The 24953-nt window shown below is 52.7% G+C and carries 15 protein-coding genes; 2 read left to right on the plus strand and 13 right to left on the minus strand.

Annotation, left to right across the window (positions count from 1 at the left end; genetic code table 11):
• Positions 1–177: 177 nt before the first annotated feature.
• The 4 genes from DTHIO_RS14790 to DTHIO_RS14805 are packed head-to-tail and all read right to left on the minus strand — an operon-like array spanning position 178 to position 4742.
• Positions 178–906: a response regulator gene (locus DTHIO_RS14790; protein ID WP_008871067.1), complete on the minus strand. Its 729-nt coding sequence runs from the start codon at positions 904–906 to the stop codon at positions 178–180.
• Positions 907–911: 5 nt separating this feature from the next.
• Positions 912–2930 carry an ATP-binding protein gene (locus DTHIO_RS14795; RefSeq protein ID WP_008871068.1) on the minus strand — a complete coding sequence of 673 codons (2019 nt, stop codon included), beginning with the start codon at positions 2928–2930 and terminating at the stop codon, positions 912–914.
• Positions 2909–4171, minus strand: a complete 1263-nt coding sequence (locus DTHIO_RS14800; RefSeq protein WP_008871069.1) for an ABC transporter substrate-binding protein — start codon at positions 4169–4171, stop codon at positions 2909–2911. The genes DTHIO_RS14795 and DTHIO_RS14800 overlap by 22 nt, the downstream gene beginning before the upstream one ends.
• A gap of 16 nt (positions 4172–4187) precedes the next feature.
• Positions 4188–4742, minus strand: a complete 555-nt coding sequence (locus tag DTHIO_RS14805; protein ID WP_008871070.1) for a hypothetical protein — start codon at positions 4740–4742, stop codon at positions 4188–4190.
• A 235-nt stretch (positions 4743–4977) separates the two neighbouring features.
• Between DTHIO_RS14805 and DTHIO_RS14810 the strand changes: the two genes are divergently transcribed.
• Positions 4978–5901 (plus strand): AEC family transporter, encoded by a 924-nt coding sequence (locus DTHIO_RS14810; RefSeq protein ID WP_008871071.1) that lies wholly within the window; start codon positions 4978–4980, stop codon positions 5899–5901.
• A 624-nt stretch (positions 5902–6525) separates the two neighbouring features.
• Entirely contained in the window at positions 6526–8082 is a 1557-nt protein-coding gene (locus tag DTHIO_RS14820; RefSeq protein WP_008871073.1) for an ATP-binding protein, read from the plus strand.
• Positions 8083–8286: 204 nt separating this feature from the next.
• On the opposite strand, the gene DTHIO_RS14825 is transcribed toward DTHIO_RS14820, so the two are convergent.
• The 9 genes from DTHIO_RS14825 to DTHIO_RS14865 form a co-directional block, all read right to left on the minus strand.
• Complete coding sequence (locus DTHIO_RS14825) at positions 8287–9693, minus strand: mannose-1-phosphate guanylyltransferase/mannose-6-phosphate isomerase (RefSeq protein WP_008871074.1); 1407 nt, start codon at positions 9691–9693, stop codon at positions 8287–8289.
• An 80-nt stretch (positions 9694–9773) separates the two neighbouring features.
• The gene (locus DTHIO_RS14830) at positions 9774–10712 is read right to left on the minus strand and encodes a DUF368 domain-containing protein (protein ID WP_008871075.1); all 939 of its coding nucleotides are present in this window, start codon (positions 10710–10712) and stop codon (positions 9774–9776) included.
• Positions 10713–10982: 270 nt separating this feature from the next.
• A complete protein-coding gene (locus DTHIO_RS14835) occupies positions 10983–11984 on the minus strand; it encodes an HD-GYP domain-containing protein (RefSeq protein WP_008871076.1) in 1002 nt (333 codons plus the stop codon).
• A 97-nt stretch (positions 11985–12081) separates the two neighbouring features.
• A complete protein-coding gene (locus DTHIO_RS14840; RefSeq protein ID WP_008871077.1) occupies positions 12082–15570 on the minus strand; it encodes a response regulator in 3489 nt (1162 codons plus the stop codon).
• Positions 15560–16690, minus strand: a complete 1131-nt coding sequence (locus DTHIO_RS14845) for an FIST signal transduction protein (RefSeq protein WP_008871078.1) — start codon at positions 16688–16690, stop codon at positions 15560–15562. The genes DTHIO_RS14840 and DTHIO_RS14845 overlap by 11 nt, the downstream gene beginning before the upstream one ends.
• A 527-nt stretch (positions 16691–17217) precedes the next feature.
• A complete protein-coding gene (locus DTHIO_RS20030; protein ID WP_008871079.1) occupies positions 17218–18648 on the minus strand; it encodes a response regulator in 1431 nt (476 codons plus the stop codon).
• A gap of 173 nt (positions 18649–18821) precedes the next feature.
• Positions 18822–22160 (minus strand): PAS domain-containing hybrid sensor histidine kinase/response regulator, encoded by a 3339-nt coding sequence (locus DTHIO_RS14855; protein ID WP_008871080.1) that lies wholly within the window; start codon positions 22158–22160, stop codon positions 18822–18824.
• A gap of 31 nt (positions 22161–22191) precedes the next feature.
• Positions 22192–23427, minus strand: coding sequence for an EAL and HDOD domain-containing protein (locus DTHIO_RS14860; RefSeq protein WP_008871081.1), 1236 nt, complete (start codon positions 23425–23427; stop codon positions 22192–22194).
• A 228-nt stretch (positions 23428–23655) separates the two neighbouring features.
• Complete coding sequence (locus DTHIO_RS14865) at positions 23656–24933, minus strand: GGDEF domain-containing response regulator (RefSeq protein WP_008871082.1); 1278 nt, start codon at positions 24931–24933, stop codon at positions 23656–23658.
• Between the last annotated feature and the right edge of the window lie 20 nt (positions 24934–24953).

A 24953-nucleotide genomic window follows, 5' to 3' on the forward strand; every position in this document is an offset into this window, starting at 1 on the left:
TGCAGCATGTCCAACCTGCGCATGCATCAAAAAAATAAAGTTTCCAGCACGGACTGCTCCCCTCCTTGGTTAAGGAGGGGTTGGGGGTGGTTCGTTCTAAATGACCACTTCCTTATCCAGTTACTCGCAGGTTTGGACCCGGGTGTGTCCGGGTAAGGTGCTTTTAAAAAAACAATACTACCCGGCCTGCTCCTGCAGCCGGGACAGGGCCTGGTCTTCTGCTTCATAGATCTCTGCCATCCTGGTTATTCCCACCAGGTGAAAAAATTTCTGAAAATTCTCTGAAAGACCGGTTATGACCGCTTTTTGACCGTTATCCCGGCACATGGAAAGAATCTGAATAAACACTGCAATGCCGGTGCCGTTGACTGATGAATTGGGATTGAACCGGAAAAGAACACCGGTTTTGCCCTGCTCGTTTATCTCCTGGTAGATTTCCTGCAGTCTTTTTTCGTGGGAGGCGTTGATATTGCCCTGTATATCCACTATGGCTGTGCCGTTGATTGAAGAAAGTGCAATCTGCTCTTCACTGCTCTCCAGGATGCCCAGGCGCTCTACAGCCCGCTTAAGGGCATTCTGCAGGGCATTTTTTTCAATGGGCTTGTGCAGAAAATCAGTGGCATTGAGCTCCATGGCCCTGATGGTCAGGTCAGCATCGCCATGCCCGGTAATAATTATCACCTCGGTATGCGGACTCATCTCCTTGATGCGGCCAAGGACCTGAATACCGTCCATGCCGGGCATCTTTATGTCGCTGATCACCAGCGGGGGCTTTTCCTGCTCAAAAATTTCCAGGCCCTTCTCTCCGCTTTCAGCCGTGTACACGCTGTAGCCATAGGCCTTGAGAAAAAGCTGAAACATGCTCAAAGTAGGCTTTTCATCATCTATTACCAGAACTTTCTGCATGGTTTTTATCTGTCCTTTGGGTTGGAATTTTGTGCATGACTGTCGGATGCAGAAAAAAACACCCTGAAGGTGGTGCCCTCATTCTCCCTGCTCTGGATATCAATCTCGCCCTGATAGTCTTGTATGATCCCGTAGCATATGGAAAGCCCCAGACCCATTCCCTTGCCCACTTCCTTGGTGGTGAAGAAGGGGTCGAAGATCTTGTCCACCACAGAGCGGGGCATACCTGTCCCGTTGTCCTGGACACTGAGTACCGCCTGCCCGTTACTTATCCCGGTGAAGATGACGATCCGCCCTGTCCAGCCCGGTTCCTGCTGTGCCTGCTTCTGCATCACCGCATCCCGGGCATTGGTAACGAGATTGAAAATGACCTGCTCCAGCCTGTTCTTGTGGGCCATGATGAAAACCGGTTGAGAGGCAGGCTGAAAATCCAGGTCGATATTGGCCAGCTTAATCTGCTGACCGATAATGGTCAAAACGTTCTGCACGCACAAGTTTAAGTCGGTTTCTTCCAGACCGGGATCTGATTTTCGCCCGAATTCTCTTAGATTGTTGATTATCTCCGTTGCCCTGTCCACCTGGGTGTTGATTTCCCCCAGGATCTGACGCAGTTGTTCCTCAGGAATATCCTGCCCCTCCTGCTGCATCATCTGAACGAACTCACTGCCCATTTTTATGGCATTCAGAGGCTGGTTCAGCTCATGGGCTACGCCGGCTGAAAGCTGTCCCAGGTCGCTCATTTTACTGGCCTGAATCAACTGGGCGTCCTTCTCCAGCATTTCAGTAATATCTGTAGTGGCCACAATGACCGCATCCCGGTTGCGGTAAGTGCTCAGCCGTCCTTCTACGTTGGTGTATATGGGCTGGTTGCCGCGGTAATAATGTATGGCCTTGTTGTAGACAATCCTGGCATCCTGTGGCTCCTGCTTCAGATGTGTCCTGAGCTTCTCCGGAAACTCCGGGGCCAGCCTGGTAAATTCCATGCCCACGAGCTCATTCCTGGAATAACCGTATTCCTTCTCCGCGCTGGAATTGGCATCCAGGATCTCAAACGTCTCCAGATCCAGGACAAAGACCGGAACAGGACCGCTTTCAAAAAGCGATCTGTATTTGTGTTCAGATTCCAGCACCCTTTTGCGGTAAAGCTTGACGCTGCGCACCATCTGATTGAAAGAGTCAGCCAGCTGCTGCACCTCGTCCCCGCTCTTATCCCTGTCAGCCAGGCAGTCCCGGCAGTAATCGGGTTTGCCGGGCAGATGCCTGTCTCCAAGCTCTGCTTCCAGGAGCCTGTCCACATGCCAGCAGGGCTGATAAGATCCGGTAATGGCCGGACAGGGTTCATCCCTGCCGGGTTGCAGCCCGTTTACGGTTTTGAGCTCCAGGTCCCCCCGGCTGATCTGATCCGCCATACCGGTCAATTTCTGCATGGGCCTGGTTATATACAGGGAGATGCGGTAGCTTAAAACAAACATTACCACAAGGACCGCCAGTGTAAACCCCCCGAAGGTAATATTCATGGTCCTGGCCACCTGCTCTATATGCTCTTTTTTCAGACCCAGGCGTACCGTGCCGATCTGGTAGATGCCCTCCAGTATGGGCACTGCTATGTCGTAGACCTGCATATCAGCCTTATCCAGGCTGCGGATACTGTAGTCCTGCTCCTCCTGAACCGGGTTCACCCCGCGCAGATCATCCGGAAAGGGGGTAATGAAAGTATGTGAAAGAACATTCTGCTCATCATCAAGAATAACCACATATTCCACCAGATGCCGGCGCTCCCCCAGCTGGGCGGCGTCAAATATAGTCGCCACCAGCTGATCCCGGTCCCGGGTCAAAACATGTCCGATGCTGTGGTCTGCGATGCTCTGGGCAATGGATACACCGCGGGTTTTGAGTTCCTGCTCCATATAACCGGACAGAATCCAGCGGGCCATAAGCGCGCTGGAAAGGCTGAACAAAAGAACCACCCCTGCAGTGGACAAAAATATCTTGTGCTTTAGACTTAAGTCCCTGAATCTGGGCATGGGCCTGACTTTTTGTCCTTTGTTTCAATGTCCTGCTTGAACTTGTCCCAGTCGGTCAAAAGCTCCAGTTTGCCGTCCTTGAGAACGGTAAAATACACCCGGGTGAGTCCCTGGTGGTCCTTGGGACCGAAATTGAGAGTGTTGGCAATGCCCAGGGAAAAATCCTGGATGGTTTGAATCCCCTGGATGAAGCTTTCCCGGTTCAGGTCCGACCCTGCGCGCTTCAGGCCCTCCACCAGCACCTTGGCGTTGATGAAGCCCTCCAGAGCCACCATATTGGGATCTTCTTCGGGGAAATACCTGCAGTACAGGTCCACAAACTCCTGCACCCCCCAGAGCAGTGCCTGGGATACCAGGGAGTCCGGCGGGGGAACCACCTGGGTGATTATCACCCCGTCCCCGGCAGGCCCCAGAATGCGGGCCATCTCCTCGGCCCCCACAAAGGAAACGTTGTGAAAGATGGGCTCAAACCCCCTCTCTCTGGCTGTCTGAATAAACCTGGAACAGGCGTCATATGTCCCCACCATGACCACTGCCTCGGCCCCGGATTCCATAATGCTCTGCAGCCCGTCCTCGATATCCAGGGTCCCCCGGGTGTAGCTGCCCGTGGCCACCGGGGCCAAATCGTACTCCTTGAGGGCCAGTTCCGTTCCCCTCAGCCCGTCCAGGCCGTAAGCGTCGTACTGGTAAAAAACTGCGATCTCATCCAGGCCCAGTTCTTCCACGAAATGGGTCACCGCGGCCTCTGTTTCCTGGTAATAGGATGCCCGGATATTGATGATATTTCTGTTGAAGGGTTCGCGGAAATCGCTGGCCCCGGTAAATATACCCAGCAGAGGAATCTCGGCTTCCTCTATCAGGGGAAGGGCTTTAACTGTGGTGGGAGTGCCCACGTAGCTGAACAGGCTGAAAACCTGGTCCTCAACGATGAGCTTCTGGGTGTTGGCCAGGCAGCGGGCTGGATCGTAGGCATCGTCATAGGAAATGAGTTCAATCTGTCTTCCGTGAACTCCGCCCTGCTCATTTATATGCTTTATATAGGCCTGGGCTCCCTGGAGGGTCTGAGTGCCCAGGAAACTGGCATGGCCGCTCAAAGCCAGGGATGAACCTACACGTATGGTGTCTTCAGTTACCCCGGGAACCTCGTTGGCGTTTTGTTCCTGTTCCCTGTCCAGGCCGCATGCCGGGGTTAAAATAAGCGCCACAAGGCATAAAGCCGCCTTAAAAATCAAAGGGTGCATATACTTATCCTGTGGATTATTCCTTTCTCTTGTCGTAAAACTCCTCTGACAGGTCCTGCATCATGTCTTGCAGCCTCTTTTGCACATCCGCGGCTATGCTGTCACGAGACGACATAGTCAGGTCGTCCTTTTCGTAGATGCGCACCACCACCATACGTCCGTCAATCTCTATAAAATTTCCGGACCTGAGCCTGACATGCAGGGCCAACGGGTCCTCTTCTCCGGCCGTGGTGATTATGCAGCGGACGTAGCCCAGTTCCCGGGGATCATCCACGAAAAAAGGCAAAAGGTCGTCATCGCGCTCCATGTCCGGAAAGTTTTCCTGGAACAGCTCCTGCAGATGCTCTGTAATCTCCTGCCTGTCCAGACCCAGCTCTTCTGCCGAGCCTTTGAGATAGGTCACATTTACCCTGCCGAACATCTGGATGGATTTGAATTCATCATGGCGCAGACTCACGGTGCAGGGCTCTATTTCCAGGGCCTGCTCCTTGTCTCCTGCGAGGCCCGCAGAGGGCAGCCAGGCCATAACGCAGGCGATCACTGTAATGACAAGCAGATTCAATGGTCTCATAATGACTCCTTTTTTGTACTCCTGTATAACAGCTAAATTAAAACCCGTCACCAATAAATTCTGCCAGTTATTTAACAAAGGCAACTGTTCACCATAATGATTATATGCTCCAGTGGTCCGGGGATCCGTCCACAGATGGTGAATAGTTAAAACAAAAGAAACCCGGTGCGGCAGGTGCCGGAAAACGACCCTGAATTTCATTTACCTGGGGGTGGTTATGGTGTAAGAGCCCGGCATGCACTTTTTCACCATATTCAACAACTCCATCCTGCCCATATTTCTGATAATTATCTCTGCCTTTATCTATAACCATATCTTCAGACCGGAAATAAAACCCCTGGCCAGCCTGGCCCTGGCCCTTTTTGCCCCGGTGCTGGTCTTTGACTCCATGACCAGGCATGCCGTGTCTTTCAGCGACCTCGGGGTGCCTTTTGTTTTCATGCTTTTTCTAACCGCTCTGCTCATAGCCCTGGGAATCCTGCTGTCATCCGCCATGCGCCTGGGACCGGGAGAAAAAAACTCCTTTATCCTGGGGATCTCCATGATAAACGTGGGCAACTTCGGACTGCCCCTTATCCACCTGACCTTCGGCCAGGAGGCGGTGCCTTTGTCCATTGTCTACTTCGTGATTTTCAATATCCCCCTGTGTACCCTGGCCATATACATGAGCAGCGACAAGACCAGGCTTAGAGAAATTCTGCTGGATGTAGTACGCATTCCAATTTTCCACGCCTTTTTGCTGGCCCTTGTTTTTTCCTGGCTGAAAATACCCGTGCCCGGGGGAATCCAGCAGGGACTGCAGCTGATAAGCGCCGGGGCCATACCGCTTCTCATCTTTATCCTGGGCCTGCAGCTGGCTGCCATCTCCCTGTCTTCCCTCAAGGACAGGCTTCTAAGGTTTGCTGCCATAATATCCGCAGCCAGTGCAGTCCGGCTCGTGATCTCACCCCTGGCAGCAGTATGTATTCTTTGTTTTTTTCCAGTATCGCAGCTGGAAATGTCCGTGGCGGTTCTGCAGACTTCCGCCCCGGCAGCCATCCTGCCCCTTATGTACGCCATAAAGTTCAACAAATCACCGGAGCTTCTGGCTGCAATAATCCTGTTTACCACAATCCTGTCCGGAATCACCCTGCCGGTGCTGATCCAGTACCTGAGCTGAAGTTCAAGGCGCAAGCATTCAGGGGGTGCCGGAATCACGCCTCTGGCGTGAGTGCCAGTAATCACAATCGAGGAGCCCCTGAATGCTTACGTCAACTGATGACACTTAAGTGTCTAAGGCGCGCTATGCCCGCAACCCAGATAAGAAAAGAGTTTTTAGCCCACAGATCACACAGATTGACACAGATAAAAGAGATTGAAGAAGCATGTTTTTTCCTTGCGGGAATAAGAACCCGCAAGGAAAAAGGCATCAGCCGCTTGCGCGGCGGGGGGGATCACCTGAGCTTAGTGTCCAAAAATGAAACAGTCCCAGTGCCAAGTGCTGAACCCCCGTCATGGCTCAAATTTTTCTTGTATTTTGTGACAGGGTTTCAGGAGTAAGCCACTAAAGGTTCATCTTGATTGTTGAGTTGTTTTACAAAAAAAATTATGATGTAAATCATGTTGCTTAGCCCTTGACTCAAGTAAAGAGTAGGCAAGAGTAGTGATCAAGAGCATATGGATTTTTCAAACAAAAAAGCAATGAAAAACAGTTAGTTATGCTTGCCGAGAAACTGCGCACAAATATTGAAGAATAGCAATAGTACTACAAAACAGCCCTGACAAAGCCGCAGAAGGAAAAACAATGAAAAAGCTGCCCATCGGGGTGAGTACACTCCGAGAGATCATTGAAGACGGATACACCTATGTGGACAAGACCAGGATTGTGCATCAGCTGGTTGAAAGCGGGAAATACTATTTTCTCTCAAGGCCCCGCCGTTTCGGCAAATCCCTGTTCATCGACACTCTGAAAGAAGCTTTTGAAGGCAACCAGGACCTGTTCCAAAATCTCTGGCTTTTTGATCGCTGGGACTGGAAGAAAAAACATCCTGTTATTCATATTTCCTTTGGCGCGGGCGTGGTGCGCAACCGGGAAGAGCTGGATCGGCGCATTGTGGATCTTCTGTATCAAAACCAGAAAACCCTGGGCGTTACCTGCCGGGATCCCGGAGATATTCCCGGCTGTTTCGGTGAACTGATTCGAGAAAGCGCAGCCAAACACGGCCAGCGGACCGTGGTTCTGGTGGATGAATACGACAAGCCCATTCTGGATAATATCACGGACCCGGAGCAGGCAATTGAAATCCGGGAAGGCCTGAAAAACCTCTATTCCGTGATCAAGGACAGCGACGCCCATATCCGGTTCTCCTTTCTCACCGGGGTTTCCAAATTTTCCAAGGTGAGCCTGTTTTCCGGGCTCAACAATCTGAGAGACATTACTTTAAGTCCACACTTCGCAACCATTTGCGGCTACACGGAAGCCGAGATGACCGAGGTGTTTGCCGAACACTTAGAAGGAAAAACCCTGGAAGATATCCGCAGCTGGTACAACGGCTATTCCTGGCTGGGAGAGCGCGTTTACAACCCTTTCAGTATTCTTAATTATCTGGAGGAAGGTGAGTTCAGCAACTACTGGTTTGAGAGCGGCACACCAGAATTTCTGCTCAAGCTGTTTCTTGCCCGCAAGTACCTGGCCCCCAACCTGGAAAACACCGTGGCCACGGAACGTCTGCTGGGCAGTTTTGACGTAAACGATATTGAGATCGAGACCATGATGTTCCAGACCGGGTATCTGACCATTCAGGAACGGCAACAGTTCGGCAATCTGACCGCATACCGGCTGGATTATCCCAATCTGGAAGTGCGCATGAGTTTTGCAGACAGTCTTTCCGCCTTCCTCGTTTCCCAGCGGGATGTCTATGAAAAATGCAAAATCGATCTGTATCAGGCCCTGTCCGCCGCCCGGCTCGATGATATCGGGAACGTCTTTCACTCCCTGTTTGCCGCCATTCCCCACGACTGGTACCGCAAAAACAAGCTGACCGAGTACGAAGGGTATTACGCCTCTATTTTCTATTGCTACTTCACAGCTCTGGGCTTAGATGTCACCGCCGAGGATACCACAAATCACGGCCGGATCGATATGACGGTGCGCCTTGCAAACCGGGTCTTCATCTTTGAGTTTAAGGTGTTGGACCTCGACAAAACTCCGGGCACGGCCTTAGAGCAGGTCCGCAAAAAAGGGTATGCTGATAAATACCATGGTCAAAATCTGGAAATTTACCTGATAGGCGTGGAATTTGACCGCGACGAACGTAATATTGTCCGCTTTGATTGGGAAAAAAGCTTATCATCTCATTGATCTGACTCTAATTATACCAGGTCTGGGCAGCTACTTCCAGTTTGGGTCTTTGTTACTTTTAAAACAAACGTCATTGCCGGTGCTGATCCAGTACCTGAGCTGAAGTTCAAGGCTTATCCCGGTATATTGCAAAGAATATCCCGTTCCCAGCGCCAGGCATCTTCAATTGCCTGCAAGGATAATTGCTTTCATGCCTGACGTCTCCTAAAGTCTTCCGTAAATATCTTCAAACCTTACTATATCGTCTTCTCCCAGATATGCGCCGGACTGGACTTCGATGAGCTCTAAGGGGATTTTGCCGGGGTTTTCTAAGGAGTGCTGCCGGCCAAGGGGGATGTAAGTAGACTGATTTTCAGTAACCAGAAAGGACTCCTCTCCATTGGTTACCATGGCCGTACCGGACACCACCACCCAGTGCTCGGCCCGGTGATGATGCTTTTGCAGGGAGAGTTTGGCCCCTGGCTTGACCGTGATTCTTTTGACCTGATACCTGCCCCCGGCATCTATACCGTCATACGAACCCCAGGGCCTGAACACCTCCCTGTGGGTGACATGCTCGCTGCGACCGCTGCTTTTGATGCGGTCCACCAGGGACTTGATGTCCTGGGCCCTGTTTTTGTGAGCCACCAGCACGGCGTCCTTGGTCTCCACCACCACCAGGTCCTGCACCCCCAGGGTGGCCACCATGCGGTAGTCCGAAAAAAGCAGGCTGTTGCTGGTGTCCATGGCCATGACGTCGCCCTTGCAGGAATTGCCCTCTGCGTCCCGTGGCAGCAGGTCCCACAGGGATGACCAGGAGCCCACATCAGACCATCCGGCCTCCATGGGCACTAAGGCCGCATCCTGAGTTTTCTCCATGACTGCATAATCTATGGAATTGCCGGGGCAGGAGTTGAAGGCATCTTTATCCACTCTTACAAAATGCATATCCCGGCGGGCGTTTTGCATGGCTGCACGGCAGCATTCCAGGATCGCGGGCTCAAACTTCTCAAGCTCTTCTAAGTACCGGCCGGCCCTGAACATAAACATACCGCTGTTCCAGTAGTAATCCCCGGCCTTTAGATATGCAGCTGCAGTGTCAGAGTCTGGTTTTTCCACAAAGCGCCCTGCCCTGTAAACCTGTCCCTGGATATTTTCCCCTCGCCGGATATATCCATAACCGGTCTCAGGAGAGTCCGGAACTATCCCGAAAGTCACTAACCAGTCTTTACCTGCCTGCTCTGCAGCCATGGTCACGCTTTCCTGAAACGCCTGCTGATCATGAATATGGTGATCCGCAGCCATTACAAAAAGTACGGGGTCCTCTCCACTGCTGGTGGCATGCAGGGCTGCCAGGGCAATGGCCGGGGCGGTGTTGCGCCCCTCGGGTTCAAGGAGGATGGATACATCCTCATGCCCCATAAGGCGCATCTGCTCTGCGGCCAGAAAACGATGTTCTTCGTTGCAGACCAGCAAAGGAGGTGCGCACTGCAGTCCGTCAAGTCGCCTTACAGACTGCTGCAGCATGCTGAGCTCCCCTCCGAAGGCCAGAAACTGTTTGGGATAAAGCTTGCGGGACAATGGCCATAAACGTGTGCCGGACCCGCCGGCCAGAATAACCGGTAAAAACATGGCGTACCCCCTCCGGGAATTTCATTATAATTATGTTGAATCACCTTACTTTTATAAATGGCAACCAAAGTGATTTGTTATCACTCTGTCTCATCTCTATTATGCCTTCCGGTCGTTAAATCCATCAGAATGAATACGGCGACCAAACCTGCCCCTGCTAGAAAGCAGACAAAATAAGGCCAGCCCTGGGCCAGGCTTTCAGGCAGGGCATAACCTGCAGTGACAACCTTGTCTTCATTTATTTCCACCTGTTTCTGAAAAGGCCACAGTGCTGCCAGAGAACCAAACATCAGGCCGGCCAGGAAGGACATGGTGGTGGTATAATAATTCTTCAGCAGATAGTTTATCACCTTGGCCAGGCTGATGAGCCCAAACACGCATCCCATGCCTACCAAAGATATGATTTTCAGGTCCATACCTGCCACAGCAGCCAGGATCTCAAAGTATACCCCCATGACCACCAGCATGAAAGAACCGCTGAATCCCGGCAGGAGCATGGTGGCCATGGCCACGGCCCCGCCCAGGAAAAAACGCAGATCTCCAATGTTGCTAAAGCCCTGCATATCGCTCCATAGAGGCGAAAGCTGCGCCAGCAGAATCAATGTCCCTGCCAGGAAAAAAACCAATACTTCCTTGAACCTGATCCTGCCTGCTCTTTTCAGGGGGTAGTAAATAGAAACCAGTACCAGGCCGAAAAAAAATGAAAAAACAAAACCCCGGTAATTCAAGACAGCAAAGTTTATCAGGGAAGCCGTGCTGAATATCGCCACCAGCACCCCTGCTCCAATGGGCACCACAAAATGCAGCTGCCAGGTCTGGACGGCATATTCAAAGGCCCGGGCAAAGCGGCCCCTGACCACCAGGCGCATCAATCCTGCCAGTGTCCGATGATCTATATTGCCGGCAATACCTATCAGCCGGGTATATATTCCCAGAATAAGAGCAATGGTTCCACCGCTTAAGCCCGGTACAATGCTGGCAGCACCTATGCCAAAGCCCTTGAAAAACAGTTTCCACATGGGAAGTTGAGAGTACCTGGTTGCTGGTTTTAATGAATTTCTGATACAATAAGGGCGTATACTGTCAAGACAGATGTATGACAGAGAACATGAAATTATTTGGGTTGCGGAAAAACGTCCATGGCTCGACACTGAACCATGACAGTAAAAAAGACCCTGTGCCCATCCAGTCTGAAAACAATGTCCGCCTGGGATTTAGTGTTTCACTGTAAAAAACTCAGCCCTTGTGCAGGAATCCTTCCTTTTTTTCCTGCCGGCAAGGACATAGCTTCAGACCTCCCTGAATCTCTCCAGAGTCTCTATAAACTCGTCCTCGCATTCCAGGAAGACGTCCACCAGGGTGGGATCAAAATGCGAACCCTTGCCGTCTCTGATTATGGCCCGTGTCTTTTCATGGGAGAAGGCGTCCTTGTACACTCTTTTGGAGGCCAGTGCGTCATAGACGTCTGCTACAGCCAGGATCCTGGAGGCAAGGGGGATATCCTCTCCGGCAAGGCCGTCCGGATACCCTGATCCGTTCCATTTCTCATGGTGATACCTGGCGATATCCGCGGACATCCTCAGATAATTGGCTTTGGGATTCTGCTGGATGGTGCTTTTGAGGGTATCGTAGCCGATGGTGGTGTGGGTTTTCATGATCTCAAACTCTTCCTCGTCCAGTCTGCCTGGTTTGAGGAGGATATGGTCCGGTATGCCCACCTTGCCGATATCGTGCAGGGGACTGGTGGAGTAAATGTCGTCGATGAAACGCCGGTTTACGATATCCTGATACATGGAATTGCGCAGCAGAAACTCGGAAACAATACGGCAGTAGCTCTGGATTCTTTCTAAGTGCAGCCCGGTCTCGGGATCCCTGGTCTCGGCAAGTTTGGCCATGGCGAATATGACTGTGTCCTTGCTCTGCAGACTGAAGATACGCTCGCTGGCTTTAAGTCTCACCAGCAGTTCAGACTTATCCACCGGCTTGGTAAGGTAGTCGTCCACTCCGGACTCGAATCCCCGGATCAGGTCGGTGGAATCATCCCTGGAAGTAATCATGATAATGTAGGTGTATTCATCCCCTTCAGAGGCCCTGACCCGGGAAATGAGCTCCAGTCCATCCATTACCGGCATGTTCCAGTCCGTGAGAATGATCCTGGGACGGTGCTCGTGCCAGAGCTTCAGGGCTTCCTTGCCGTCTGCCGCTGCAATGGGCTCATACCCTGTGTTCCTGGCGTACAGGGAAAGGGTCTTGCGGCTTATCTTGTCGTCTTCAACAACCAGTACTTTCATAAGACCTTTTGTATTTTTTGTATGCAAACCTGTTAATCTCTGGTCATTAAGCCCGGGGGATCATCTGCCATGACCAGCTGAATGTAACGCCCCGGTCTTATTCCCCTGCCTGCAACTCAACTTCCTGTGTCTGGAAAAACGCCCTGGCTTCCGCCTCGAACCTCTGGGCCTCCCGTTGCAGAAGCTGCATCTCTTTATGTGCCTCCTGCCAGTTTTCCTGCCGGGAGCTGTGCATGATATTGGCGCAGTGCAGCCTTATCCTTTCCGCGCCAGTATACCCGGCCGAACCTTTGAGCTTGTGGGCCAGCCTGTCGGCATCACCTGCCTCGTGCCTGGCCAGGGCCGCCTGAATATGCTCCGGCTCCACCTGGAGGTCGCTCAAGAAGTCCTGCATTATTTCCGCAGCGATTTCCAGATCCTGTTCATACCTGTCCATAAAATCCCTGGTATTAAATACCTGGTACTCATCATGCCCTGGCGGCTGCCCGGAATCCTCTTCTGCCCCGGCCCTTTCATCCCGGCCTTTCCCGTCCTGCAGGTCAAAAAAGCCGGCCGGAAGGTGCTTCTTAAGCATTGCCAGCAGCTCAATCTTTTGCACCGGTTTGGCGATATAATCCGTCATGCCGGCACTCAGGCATTTTTCCCTGTCGCTGGGCATGGCGTTGGCGGTCAGGGCGATTATGGGAATTCTGGGATTCCGGGATTCTGGAATTGAGGGATTTGGGGATTTAGGGATTTGGGAATTTAGGGATTCAGGGATTGAGGGATTTGGGGATTTAGGGATTTGGGAATTTAGGGATTCAGGGATTGAGGGATTTGGGGATTTAGGGATTTGGGGATTTAGGGATTCAGGGATTGAGGGATTTGGGGATTTAGGGATTTGGGGATTGGGGGATTCTAAGATTTCCTCTGCAACCTCCACTCCAAGATCTTTGTCCTCTGTCCCCTGCTCCATGCTTCTTATCCGCCGCGTGGCTTCCAGTCCGTCCATGACCGGCATCTGGACATCCATGAGGACCAGGTCGAAAGAATCCTCCTGCATCTTTTCAAGGGCTTCCTGTCCGTTTTCAACAGAAACCAGGCCGCCTGCAGTGTCTTTGAGCATGATCTGCACAGATCTGCGGTTGATATGGTTGTCATCCACCAGAAGTATCCTTGGGCCTGCACCTGCAGCAGGCCCGGCCTGCACTTCATGCGCATTCTCCTGCCTGACTGGTGCGGCAGGCTGCAGTGGCCTTTTGTTATCCCCCTTGCGTCCATGCAGGCACGCCTTTATGCCTGCAAGAAGGTCCTCGCTGTTGACGGGCTTGGGCAGATATGAGTCAAACCCTTTCTGAAAAAACTCACCAGAACTTACCTGCCCCCAGAGCGAACTAACGGCAATAAGCCCCATACCCTTTTCCTGGTCCTGCTCCCTGATCCTGCTGGCCAGTTCGATACCGTCCATGCCCGGCATGGCATGATCAACAAGGGCAAAGTCAAAGCTTTTCCCCTGCTGGTGGTTCTGGTTCAAAATATCCAGGGCCTGATATGCGTCTGCCGCACTCTCATGCTCCACCCCCCACTTCTCCAGGTATCCGGCCAGGATTTTACGGTTGATGGCATTATCATCCACTATCATGGCCCGCATTCCGCTCAACTCACTGTCTTCAATGAACTCCGAAGCATCGTCTGCATAGCCTATATCCAGCTCGAAAAAGAAAGTCGAGCCCTCCCCCTCCCGGCTCATGACCTGCAGATCGCCGCCCATGAGCCGGACAAGGCTCCTGCTGATGGCCAGTCCCAGGCCGGTCCCGCCGTGCCTGCGGGTGGAAGAGTAGTCCACCTGGGTAAAATGCTCGAAGATCTTCTCCTGCATGTGCACGGGGATGCCCACCCCTGTATCCTGCACCGATATTTTGAGCCGGGCCTTCTCCTCACCTGCTTCTGCAAGACTCACCTGCACCAGTATATAGCCCTTTTCGGTGAATTTGACGGCATTGCCCACTAAGTTATACAAGATCTGCCTGAGACGCAGATTGTCCCCCCGCACCCTTCTGGGAGCCTGCAGGTCGTAGTCCACCAGCAGTTCCACCTCTTTGCTTCTGGCCCTTTTGGTCAGAAGCAGCATGACCCTGGAAATTTCCCTTTCCAGGTCAAAATTCTGCCGGGTAAGCTCTAACCTGCCAGCCTCGATCCTTGAAAAATCAAGGATATCGTTTATGATGTTCAAAAGAGACTCCGAGGAAATGGTGGCCATGTCCACGTATTCTCTCTGCTCCGGTCCCAGGCTGGTTTCTTCCAGCAGGCTCATCATGCTCACCACACCGTTTAAGGGCGTTCTTATTTCGTGGCTCATGTTGGCCAGAAAATCGCTTTTGGCCCTGGAGGCCTCCTCTGCTGCATCCCTGGCCCTGATGATCTCCTTTTCGTAATTTTTGCGCTGACTTATATCGGAGTAAACCGCAAACCCTCCGGTAATGTTTCCATCCACCAGCACCGGACCGCCCTTAAGCAGGACTTCCCTTGGCTCGCCGTCCCTGGAATACCTGGTGCACTCCATCTCCACCTTTTCCCCTGCAAGTATCCTGTAGGCCCCGTAATGCGTCTCTTTTCCCTCAGGATCCACCACATCTATGATATTTCTGCCCCTGACCTCTTCCAGGTCATGCCCGAACATCTCGGTAAAACGCGTGTTGACGTTGAAAATTTTGAGGTCGGCGTCAAAATAGACCATTGCGTCGCTGGTGTTGGTAAAAAGAGACTCGAACTGGGCCTTCTGGGTCAGAAGCTTTTTTTCGGACCTTTTGCGCTGGGTAATATCCCTTAACTGCTCCACCACCAGGTGAACACTGCCCTGGGAATCGAAGACCGGCTGGGAAATGCACTCCAGATACCTGTCATATTCCGGCAGGTATTTTTCTTTGAAGCCCTGCCTGCCGGTTCTGACGGCCCGGGCCGAGGTACACGAACTGCAGGGCACTGACCTGCCGATGAGTTCGTAGCATTTTCTTCCTTTCACCTCCTCTGGCGTAAGACCCAGAAAATCATACCCGGCCTGGTTGTACCTGATCATGGTATGATCCGGTTTTTGAATTCCTATGATGTCCGGGATGGAATCCAGTGTAGCTTCCAGCAGGGCCTTGGAGTTGGAAAGCTCTTCCTCGGCCTGCCTGCGCTTTTCCACTTCCAGGCAGGAGCGGCAGGCCCTGGCCAGCATTGCAGTCAGGGGCAGCAGTTCATTGATGAGAAATGGCTCGAAACTCCTGGATCGCGAAAGCACCAGGATACCAAAGTCCTGCAGCCTGAAAGCGTAATGAAAGCTGTCCTGTTCCTGCAGCAGCAACCAGTCCTGAAAGCCGTCTGTATCCGCTTCCCGGGCAAGCTGCTGCAGCATAGCGGCAAAATCCTCATTTCTGGACATGTACCTGGGCAGGCACAGTACTATGCCTTTGTCATCTGCGGTATTGACCACGGCTGCAGCAGTGCAGTCCAGCTTGCGCAGAAACTGCGGCATGCACTTCTTGAGAAGCTTCTCCAGGTCGAACTCGCCGCTGATGGAAAGGGCCAGTTCCAGCAACACGTCCTTGTAAAATTCATTCTGCATGGGGATCTCCCAGTATCCCGGCCACTGCTGTCTTGTTGTAGAATTCCAGGTAGGCATCCCCGGTATTGGCTATCTCTCCGATGGTCAGGGCTCCAAAGGTGGTCAGTCCGCAATCAGCCGCCTGCAGCTCCTTTTTAAACTCCTCACCCATGAAAAGGACCCTGGAGATACAGTCCATAAACAGCATGCTGGCCTTGTTCGGGTCCCCATGGTAATTATTCAGGGCAATGTCCCTGGCCTGAACCGCACCCTCAATAAGAGAGTCCATGTTTCCCCGCAGTATGTATACAAAGGAATTGACAGGCACCTCCCCAACGCAGACCAGTTCATCATTTTCGGTAAAAAGAGGGTCGCGCACGATCATTTCCGCGTCCAGCTTGACTATACCCAGGGGGTGGGCCTTGGCGATGTCGAAAAAGGGCTGTTCATCAAATGACAGGCCGGACTGTTCCTTTATGACACTTTGATACACCTGAAAGGCCGGTTCCCAGTTCAGGGAAATGACCCTGTTTTTTTCGGATTCAGTGACCTTCATGGTTTTGGTTATGGGGTGCCATCCATGAGCCACTCCTATGCCGCTGCGGACTTCTGATACCCCCACCACCGCACCGTCGCCCTTGAGGCCCAGGTTGGTGAAAAGGCAGGGCTTCTGCTCAAAACTCAATGATCCGGCTCCCCCGCCGATATAGTTGGGCATAAGACCCAGGTTGTTGAAAAGCCCGTCGATAAAGGCGCTGATTCTGGAACTCAGACCGTCCACAAACACGAAAAAGGTCCTGTCCTCCACGTCAACACCCGTCAGGGCCTCATCCACGGCGTCGTCCATAACCCTGTCGTCATCGCTTAGACCCGGCACATAGAGAGACACCGTATCGTAAAAAAGCCCGGCCACAATGGTGCCCTTCTCCAGGTTTTCCCCTTCAGCAATAATCTGCGGGAAAATCCCCCCCAGCAGAGGCAGACCGCACTCTTGCAGGACCGGATCAACATTCTCCGGGGTAAAGCCATCGGCGTCACAGGCCAGGATGAGTATGGACTTCACCCGCCCGTGGTTCTGGACTTCCTGCAGCATGGACTGTAAAGACTCCACAGATCCTTTCCTGCAAACCCTGAGTATCATATTCTTACCTCCTTGCTTTGTGACTTATTCCTTAAACCCTGTAATAAAAAAAGAAAAACTGGAACTACGATAAAAAAACGTAGCAGGCCAGGCGTAAAGGGCGCAAAAAGGAAGGGATCTCATACAACCACCCCCGGCCCCTCCTTGGCTAAGGAGGGGAGTTTACACCGTGCCCTTAATCTATACTGAGGAGCAGGTCCGGTTGAACTTTGCCATGCATCGCGCAAAGATAAATTTCTTACTTTGCGATCTTCGCGCCTTTGCGCGAGAAAAAAATGGGTTGCGGGCATAGCCCGCCTTAGTCCCTGTCAGCCCTTTTAAGGAAAGCTGAACAGATATCCTGCTTACATATATCTTTGCGGACAGTAGCTGTTTCAGCGCTTTGCATGTAGCATGGGGACTGGCTCTCCCCGCACTTATTTTTAAAATGCCGTCAATCATCCTTCAGAAAAATAAGTGCGGGGGTGCCTGTCCCCTGCTTTCCTTAACAGCGCTAAACAGATACTGCTGACAAAACCCTTTTGCATCTATTGGCACAGGGGCAGACGTACAGTAAGGGTGGTGCCGGACTCTACTGAAGTCTGCATGTCAATGTTTCCGTTCTGGGTCCTGGCTATAAGGGCCGCGGAGTAGGTACCCAGGCCTGTTCCGGATTTCTTGCCGTGGGTGCTTAGCTTGTCAAAAAAGACCTCCCTTATTTCCCTGGGCACTTCACCGTGATTGTGGATTGTTATAAGGCTTTCACCAGCCTGGTGCCGCATCTTGATGCTGACCTCTTTCCCCTGCGGGGATGCCTCCAGGGCATTTTTAATGAGGTTGGAAAACATGGAGTAGCAAAGCATCTCTTCACCACAGACCATGAAGCTGAAATCATCCGGCACATCCATATCCTGATGCAGAAGTCTCACCTGAATGTTTTTTCCCCTGCTCAGGGGTTCCAGCTGTCTCAAGACCTGCCGCAGCACGCGGGTGAGATCCACTTTCCCGGGATCAAGCTGGTATGTCCCCTGCTCCATCTTGTACAGGTCCAGGGACAGGTTTATCATGTTCAGCAGGGTATGCCCGGATTCTTTTATGTACTGCACCAGTTCCCGGCTTTCATCGTCCAGTGCGTCAGATTCCAGGAGCAGGTCCGGTATTGCTATAATGCCGTTTAAGGGTGTCTTCATGTCGTGCCTGGTGATGCGCTCAACGTCTTCACGCAGTTGATCCAGGTGCCAGCGCCAGGTGACATCCACGACGGCTGCGACCATCCAGCCTGAAGCCACCGGCTTGAGGTAAATCTCCCAGTTTTTGTCCCCGGAGGATATTTCCAGCCTGGACTGCTCCCTGGCTTCAATCAAATCACCAGCATTGCCTTTACTTTTGATAACTTGGCGTACCTCAGGGGGGAAAAATCTGCCCTCCAGGGCCGCCCCCTGCCTGTATCCGGCCCTGCCTGCTTCCGGGTTGGCGATCTCCACCCTGTGATTTTCTGTGTCCAGAAGCATCACCGGAAAAGGCATGCCCCCAAGCATAACCTCCATGGTCCTGCGCTGCCGGTCCTTTGCTTTTTTCCTGCTGATCACCCTCAGACAGCGCTGCAGCACTTCCAGAAGCTCCGCCGGAGCCACAGGCTTGGACACAAATTCGTCCAGACGCAGGGCTATGGCCTTTTTCAGGTTGTCTATGTTGTCAAAGGAAGTGGAGAGTATGACCACCGCTTCCGGATCCTGCTCCCGGATGGCTTCAGCCATTTCCAGGCCGTCCATGCGCGGCATTTCAATGTCGGTGATGACTATATCGGGATTGAAACGTGAAAATGCGTAAAGCCCTTCCTGGCCGTCCCTGGCCTGATGGACCTCTTTTACCCTGGGCCCAAGCATCTGGGTTAAAAACTCCAGAGTAAAACTTTCGTCCTCCACGCAAAGAACCGAGACATCTTTTAACTTCAGGTCTGCTTCCATGTCAGTAAACATTGTACGCTCGCAATAACACTCCAGCGAAACGTATAAAACTTTTCAACCTGTCTAAATCGGGGACAGGCACCCCCGCACTTATTTTTCTGAAGGATGGTTGACAGGTTTTAAAAATAAGTGCGGGGAGAGCCAGTCCCCGGAGGTGAATAAATAAGTTTCGCTGTAGTGATAAGTTAGTCCTGATTACCCTGGTCCCGGTATTCCAGGAGTTTATGCAGTTCCTGCAAAAGCTCTTCCCAGGCCCGGCTGACCCCTTCCAGGTCCTTTTCCCTGGCTGCCAGATCCAGCTCACTGGACTTTTGTGCCGCCCCGGCGACACACAGGGTGCCCAGGGCCCCTTTCAGCTTGTGCCCCAGGCTGGAGACTGCATCCATGTCCTGCCTGTCCACGGCATCCTGGAGGTTCTCCCTGTATTGCTGCAGTTCTTCCTGCAAAAACCGCTGAAACATCCCGGACCAGAAATCCACGTGCCCGGCATAGCGCTTATCCAGGTCTTCCCTGCTTATAAAATCCGGGACCATGTCCCTTTTTTTCGTTTCCGGCTCCTGAGTCCCGGACTGATCTCCCTGAAGAACCCCGCCGCCTCCCGGGACCGCCAGGCCGGATATCTCCTGCAGAAGCTTTGATGGATCCACAGGCTTGGAAACATACCCGTCCATGCCTTCTTCCAGAAACTTCTCCCTGTCTCCGGGCATGGCATAGGCTGTCAGGGCGATAATGGGAACCCTGGCCGAATCCCGGGACCCGACATCCGGCGTCCCACCTCTTGCCCCATGCTCCATGCCCCTTTCTCCAAGCCTTTCCCCCTCCATGCTCCTGATTCTCCTGGTGGCCTCCAGCCCGTCTATGCCGGGCATCTGGATGTCCATGAGAATCAGGTCGAATCTGCCCGGTTCAAAGGCACTTACTGCTTCTTCACCGTTGGAGGCGAACTGTACCCTGTGTCCCCTGCTTTCCAGGAGATAGCCCATGTATTCCCGGTTAAGCTCTACATCCTCCACCACCAGGATGGACAAAGGACTGGAAATACCAGCATCGGCGGCCCGGTCTTCCAGCTCTTTTGCCTTCTTGTCTTCCACACTGCTGATCCCCAGGGTCAGAGCAAACGAAAATACGCTTCCCCGGCCCGGCGTGCTTTGCACCTGGATCTCCCCGCCCATCATCTGAACCAGTCTCTGGGATATGGCCAGACCCAGTCCGCTTCCCTGATGCTTCTTGCCGTAGGTTATATCCGCCTGGGTAAAGCTGTCGAAAAGACTGGGCAAAAAATCCCCGGAAATCCCTTCACCGCTGTCCTCCACCTGAAACTCTACAGTTGCCTTGTGCTCGTCAATGTCCATGGCTTTGACCCGGATGAGCACATGCCCTGCCTGGGTGAACTTGACTGCATTGCTTACCAGGTTGCGCAGGACCTGCTCCAGGCGGTGGGCATCCCCGCGGACATACTCAGGAAGCCGGGAATCTGCATCCACCTTGAGCGCAATGCCCTGGTTCCGGGCCTGGATGGAATACAGGCCAAGCACCCGCCTGACTAAGGATCTCAGGGAAAAATCTTCGTGAACCAGGTCCAGCTTGCCCGCCTCTACCTTGGACAGGTCCAGGATATCGTTGATTATCTGCTCCAGGGACCTGGCCGACTCCAGGGTCATATCCACCAGGTCTTTACGACTCTGGTCGGCACTTTCTGAGGCGAGCATATCCAGAGCACCGATTATGCCCGATATGGGGGTACGTATCTCGTGACTCATATTGGCCAGAAATTCGCTCTTGGCCATGCTGGCTTTCTCGGCCTGTTCCTTGGCCTGGTACAGTTCTATCTCCGCATTCTTGCGCTCGGTGATATCCTGGGCAGAACCCACGATATAGGAAATATCTCCGTTTTCAAAAACCGGGGTCAGGGTGGTGAACCAGACCCGCTCTCCCCCGGGAAGATCAAGGGTTTCCTCGTAGGAAATGGGAGCCCTGGCCTGCACGCATCGCTGATAATTCCTGGAAACCTGCCCCCCCAGGTCCCGGCCCAGGACATCCTGCGGGGTCCTGCCCTGAATGACTTCCATGGTCAGCCCGGTGAGCTGCTCATGAGTCAGGTTGTTGCGTATAAACCTGAAGCTTTCTTCCCCCAGTACCTGCACCAGGAAAAGTGCGTCGCTGGTACCATTGAAGACTGTCTCGTATTCCCGGGACAGGGCCTTGAACTCGTTTTCAGCCTCCTTGATGCGGGTGATGTCCACTGCAATTCCGGTATACCGGATGATAACCCCCTGAGCATCCCGGACAGGAAAAGACCTGGCCCACACCCAGCGAATTTCCCCGTCAGGGCGGACAATGCGGTATTCCATATTAAAGGAGGCGTCTTCATCACCGGATACTTCCCTGTCCAGCTCCCTCAGAACGGCAGATCTGTCATCCCCGTGCACCATATCCACAAAACAGTTGGGATCATGGTAGAGGTCCTGACGGCTCCTGCCGAAAACCTTTTCAAAGGAAGGACTGACGTAGAGCATCCGGCTGTTGTCTCCGGAGCGCAGCCAGAAGACTTCGCCCATGTTGTCCGCCATCTGGCGAAACATTTCCTCGCTCTTACTCAGGGCTTCTTCGGCCTTTTTCCTCTCGGTTATGTCCAGGGTAACCCCGAGAGTGCCCACCATGCGGCCTTTGTCATCGCAGTAGGGTTCAAAGTTAAGCAGGGCTGGAAAAATTTCCCCGGATTTTCTCACCAGCCTGGTCTCCACTGAAAAACCCTCCTGCTGCTCATAAAGCCGGGCAATGTATTCCGGGAACCTGCTTGACTCATCCTCAAGGTGCAGAACCCCCACATACCTGCCCATGATCTCATCCCTGGAATATCCGAATATCTTTTCCGCACCCGGGCTGAACTCCTGGACCACGGACTGCATATCCGTCACCACCAGGCCCACGTTGCGGGCCGCCTTGAAGATGGCGCTTAGTTTCTCCTCGCTTTGTTGCAGCCTGGAGGCTGCCGCCCTGCTGCTGTATATGTACTTCATGAGCAGGGCGATTATAACGACCAGAACCGTTGTTATGCCCAGAAACAAAAAAAACTGCTGGGCTTTTTCAGCCTCGATCCTGGGGGTTACATCATGGATGATGGAGTAAAGGTAATTGCCTTCATCAGTTGAGTAAGGCCAGGAATAAACCTCCACGGACCTTTCTTCCCCGGTGGCAAGCTGGTGAGTAAACTGGAAATAGTTTCTGTCCTGAAGGGATGCCCGGCGCATTTCCTCCTGTACTTCACGGTGGGACAAAACGTTTATGTCCTGGATCTTCATGTCGCCAAGTTCCTGGGCGCTGTAGCCGTAGAAATCCAGCGCAGCCTGGTTGGCCCTTTTAATGTAGCCGGTGTCGCTGTCTATTACCAGCATGACTGAGCCGTGCTTTTCAAAGAGGTCTTCAAATCCCGGCAGGTGGTGTGAATCCGCGTAGATATGACCTGCACCGCAAGTCATGAGCACAAGGAAAAAGATGGTTATTGCAGTGCAGGTCTTGAGCATCAGGTGGTCTCAATAATTCCGGATCAGCGGATCACAGGCTGTATTCAAAAAAGTCCCTGGCCCAGCCCATGGCCCAGGAATAGGACATGGCCACTTTCCTGGGGTGCAGGCCCAGTTGGGATATCAGGGCATCGACATTTTCCCAGTCACCTTTTTCAAAGGCTATGGCCAGGTAAAGCCAGGGAAGATAGAGGCTCTCCTCCCGGCACAGGGCCTTTTTCATGTCCTCGTCAATGGGCAGGTCCTGGACCACGTTTTCCATGGGCATGTCGAACACAGCATCCAGAAGCGACAGAAGGCCCAGCATGAAAAGGGCATCGGGCTGGGGCCACTCATCTTTGGTGGGAAAAACCACAAGCTCCAGAAACCTCCCCCTCAGGGCGGCGGCAAAGGGAAGTTCCGAGGGTTTGCTCTGGGGGGTGACGTCCCGCAGCAGGCACAGCTGCAGAAAAGTCCTCAGGTTTTTAAAACCCACATAGGTCAGTGCCCGCCGGATGGTCTTGATGGGGGTCAGCATGCCGAAGCTGGCGGAATTGACGTAGCGAAGCAGCCGGTAAGTCAGGGATACCTCCTTTTCCAGCAAAGAGGCCAGTTCATCCAGATCAGGCTCCTCCTGCTGCAGCACCTGGAAAATCTTGAGGCGCATGATCTGATGCGTGGACAGGTTGGCTCCTTTAAGAGTCTCGGGCCTTTTAAAGAAATATCCCTGAAAATAACTGATATTTTTTTCCTGCAGCTTCTGGAAAGTTTCCACGTCCTCTATGCGCTTGGCCATGACCGCAACATCGCTTGTGTCAATCTCCTGCAGTCCCTCGCCGGCCACCCCGGCATCCAGGATGAAAATATCCGCCAGGTCCATCCATCTGCTGATCTCCCCTGGCTTTCCGTCCACGGCGATACGGTATCCGTCTTTTTTGAGCTCGGCCAGGGCCTGCTCCAGCTCATGGCCACCCGGGGTATGGCCTGTGATTTTGACTATGGTATTCTGGGGGGGAAGGGCATAAGGGGCGTTGTGCACAATGGCCTCGTAGGAAAAGTTGACCATGATGAATTTCTCCCCCTTCATGTTCAAAAAAGGGGATACGTAGGAAGCCTGAATCACACTCAGGGTAGCGTCTTCCGGGTTGCTGAACACGGCCCCGGCGGACTCTTCATCCGAACGGTAAAAGAGTTCATACCCCTGCAGTCTCTTTTTGGCATTGAACACCGGTTGCCTGCCCACAAAGAGAGGTTCAATATTCCATGGTGCCGGCTTTTCTTCTTGCATATCTTCTTCCTTTTCAGGCAGTTATTTTTGCAGGCCAGGGTTTGGCATGTATTTTTCAGAGGTTATCACTACAGCGAAACTTATAAAATATAAGATCGTATCTCAATTGGGGACAGGCACCCCGCACTTATTTTTATTAAATCATCTTGGTTTTATTGGAAAAAATAAGTGCGGGGAGAGCCAGTCCCCGGAGGTCAGCCATAAGTTTCGCTATAGTGTTATGTTGAATTATTGTATTTCTCCGGCCCAGACAAATGACGGGCCTTTTGTCTTTTTGGCCTGGTACATGGCCTTGTCCGCTGTATTCACCAGGCGGTCCAGTGTATCGCCATGTTCCGGGAATGCCGCCAGTCCCGCACTAATGTTCATATTCACAGCCTTTCCAGCGCTGGTATCAAACTGCGGGTTCCACTTTTCCAGAATTTTGCCCGCTACTTCTTCTGCTTCCCTGGGGTTTTTCATCTGGGGCAGTATCACTGCGAACTCGTCCCCTCCAAGCCTGGCCGGAATATCGGATTCCCTTAGACAACTCTTGATGCGCCTGGCGGTTTCCACGAGGACCTCATCACCTGCTGCATGTCCCAGCCTGTCGTTTATCTCCTTGAACCCGTCAAGATCCAGGTAAAGCATGCCGACAAAATTGCCGTAACGCCTGGCCTGGGAAAGAACATGTTCCAGCCTGTCCATGAACAGGTTCCTGTTGCCAAGTCCGGTCAGGGAATCGTACATGGCCATGTACTCGCATTTCTGCCTGCTTTTCTCCTGCTGGGTGATGTCCAGGGACATGAGCACCACCCCGGCATGGCCCCCTGCTGAATCCTGCATGGGGTAGCCGTTGTTGTACCAGTACCTGCCGTCATTAAAACTCACCCGGCCGCTGGATGGCCGGCCGGAGACAAAAGTATCCTGGACAGGACAGTCCTGGCAGGGAGTATCAGCGCTGTGCAGTATTTCATGGCAGGTCCTGCCGGATATTTGTGCGAAATCCTTACCTATATTATCCTGAGCAGCCCTGTTGGCCCAGAGAATATTGTATCCCTTGTCCATGTAAAGCATCATCTCCTGGATGCTGTCCAGGATCAAGTGCAAAGCCCTGCCCTGCTGCCGCAGTTCCTGCTGTGCCTGCCTGGCCTTGATGCGGGCCTTGATCATGGGCAGAAGCTCTTGGGGGTTGATGGGCTTGACAATATAGTCGTCCGCCCCCCGGGCAAGGGTTTCAGCCATTTCACTCCTGGGAGCCCAGGCAGACATTATAAGCACACTTGGATCGTTAAACGCCGGCTCGGACTTGATCCTGGAACACAGCTCCAGTCCTATTTCATCCGGGAGGTACACATCCAGCAGAATTATTTCAGGGCGTTCCCTGCCGACGATATCCATGGCCTGTTGCCCGGTATCGGCTTTAAATACCTGGTAACCAGCATTTTCCAGGTGAAATACGATAAAATCCAGGGTGCTGCGATCATCGTCAACAACAAGTATCCTGGCGGATTGAAAATTTTCCATATTGATTTCCTGATTCAACA

It is taken from the genome of Desulfonatronospira thiodismutans ASO3-1, assembly GCF_000174435.1.
GTDB classification, from domain to species: Bacteria; Desulfobacterota; Desulfovibrionia; order Desulfovibrionales; family Desulfonatronovibrionaceae; genus Desulfonatronospira; species Desulfonatronospira thiodismutans.

Excerpts from the sequence above, each read along its gene's own strand:
- DTHIO_RS14790 (WP_008871067.1), bottom strand. The coding sequence starts at position 906 with ATGCAGAAAGTTCTGGTAATAGATGATGAAAAGCCTACTTTGAGCATG.
- DTHIO_RS14795 (WP_008871068.1), bottom strand. The coding sequence starts at position 2,930 with ATGCCCAGATTCAGGGACTTAAGTCTAAAGCACAAGATATTTTTGTCC.
- DTHIO_RS14800 (WP_008871069.1), bottom strand. The coding sequence starts at position 4,171 with ATGCACCCTTTGATTTTTAAGGCGGCTTTATGCCTTGTGGCGCTTATT.
- DTHIO_RS14805 (WP_008871070.1), bottom strand. The coding sequence starts at position 4,742 with ATGAGACCATTGAATCTGCTTGTCATTACAGTGATCGCCTGCGTTATG.
- DTHIO_RS14810 (WP_008871071.1), top strand. The coding sequence starts at position 4,978 with ATGCACTTTTTCACCATATTCAACAACTCCATCCTGCCCATATTTCTG.
- DTHIO_RS14820 (WP_008871073.1), top strand. The coding sequence starts at position 6,526 with ATGAAAAAGCTGCCCATCGGGGTGAGTACACTCCGAGAGATCATTGAA.
- DTHIO_RS14825 (WP_008871074.1), bottom strand. The coding sequence starts at position 9,693 with ATGTTTTTACCGGTTATTCTGGCCGGCGGGTCCGGCACACGTTTATGG.
- DTHIO_RS14830 (WP_008871075.1), bottom strand. The coding sequence starts at position 10,712 with ATGTGGAAACTGTTTTTCAAGGGCTTTGGCATAGGTGCTGCCAGCATT.
- DTHIO_RS14835 (WP_008871076.1), bottom strand. The coding sequence starts at position 11,984 with ATGAAAGTACTGGTTGTTGAAGACGACAAGATAAGCCGCAAGACCCTT.
- DTHIO_RS14840 (WP_008871077.1), bottom strand. The coding sequence starts at position 15,570 with ATGCAGAATGAATTTTACAAGGACGTGTTGCTGGAACTGGCCCTTTCC.
- DTHIO_RS14845 (WP_008871078.1), bottom strand. The coding sequence starts at position 16,690 with ATGATACTCAGGGTTTGCAGGAAAGGATCTGTGGAGTCTTTACAGTCC.
- DTHIO_RS20030 (WP_008871079.1), bottom strand. The coding sequence starts at position 18,648 with ATGTTTACTGACATGGAAGCAGACCTGAAGTTAAAAGATGTCTCGGTT.
- DTHIO_RS14855 (WP_008871080.1), bottom strand. The coding sequence starts at position 22,160 with ATGCTCAAGACCTGCACTGCAATAACCATCTTTTTCCTTGTGCTCATG.
- DTHIO_RS14860 (WP_008871081.1), bottom strand. The coding sequence starts at position 23,427 with ATGCAAGAAGAAAAGCCGGCACCATGGAATATTGAACCTCTCTTTGTG.
- DTHIO_RS14865 (WP_008871082.1), bottom strand. The coding sequence starts at position 24,933 with ATGGAAAATTTTCAATCCGCCAGGATACTTGTTGTTGACGATGATCGC.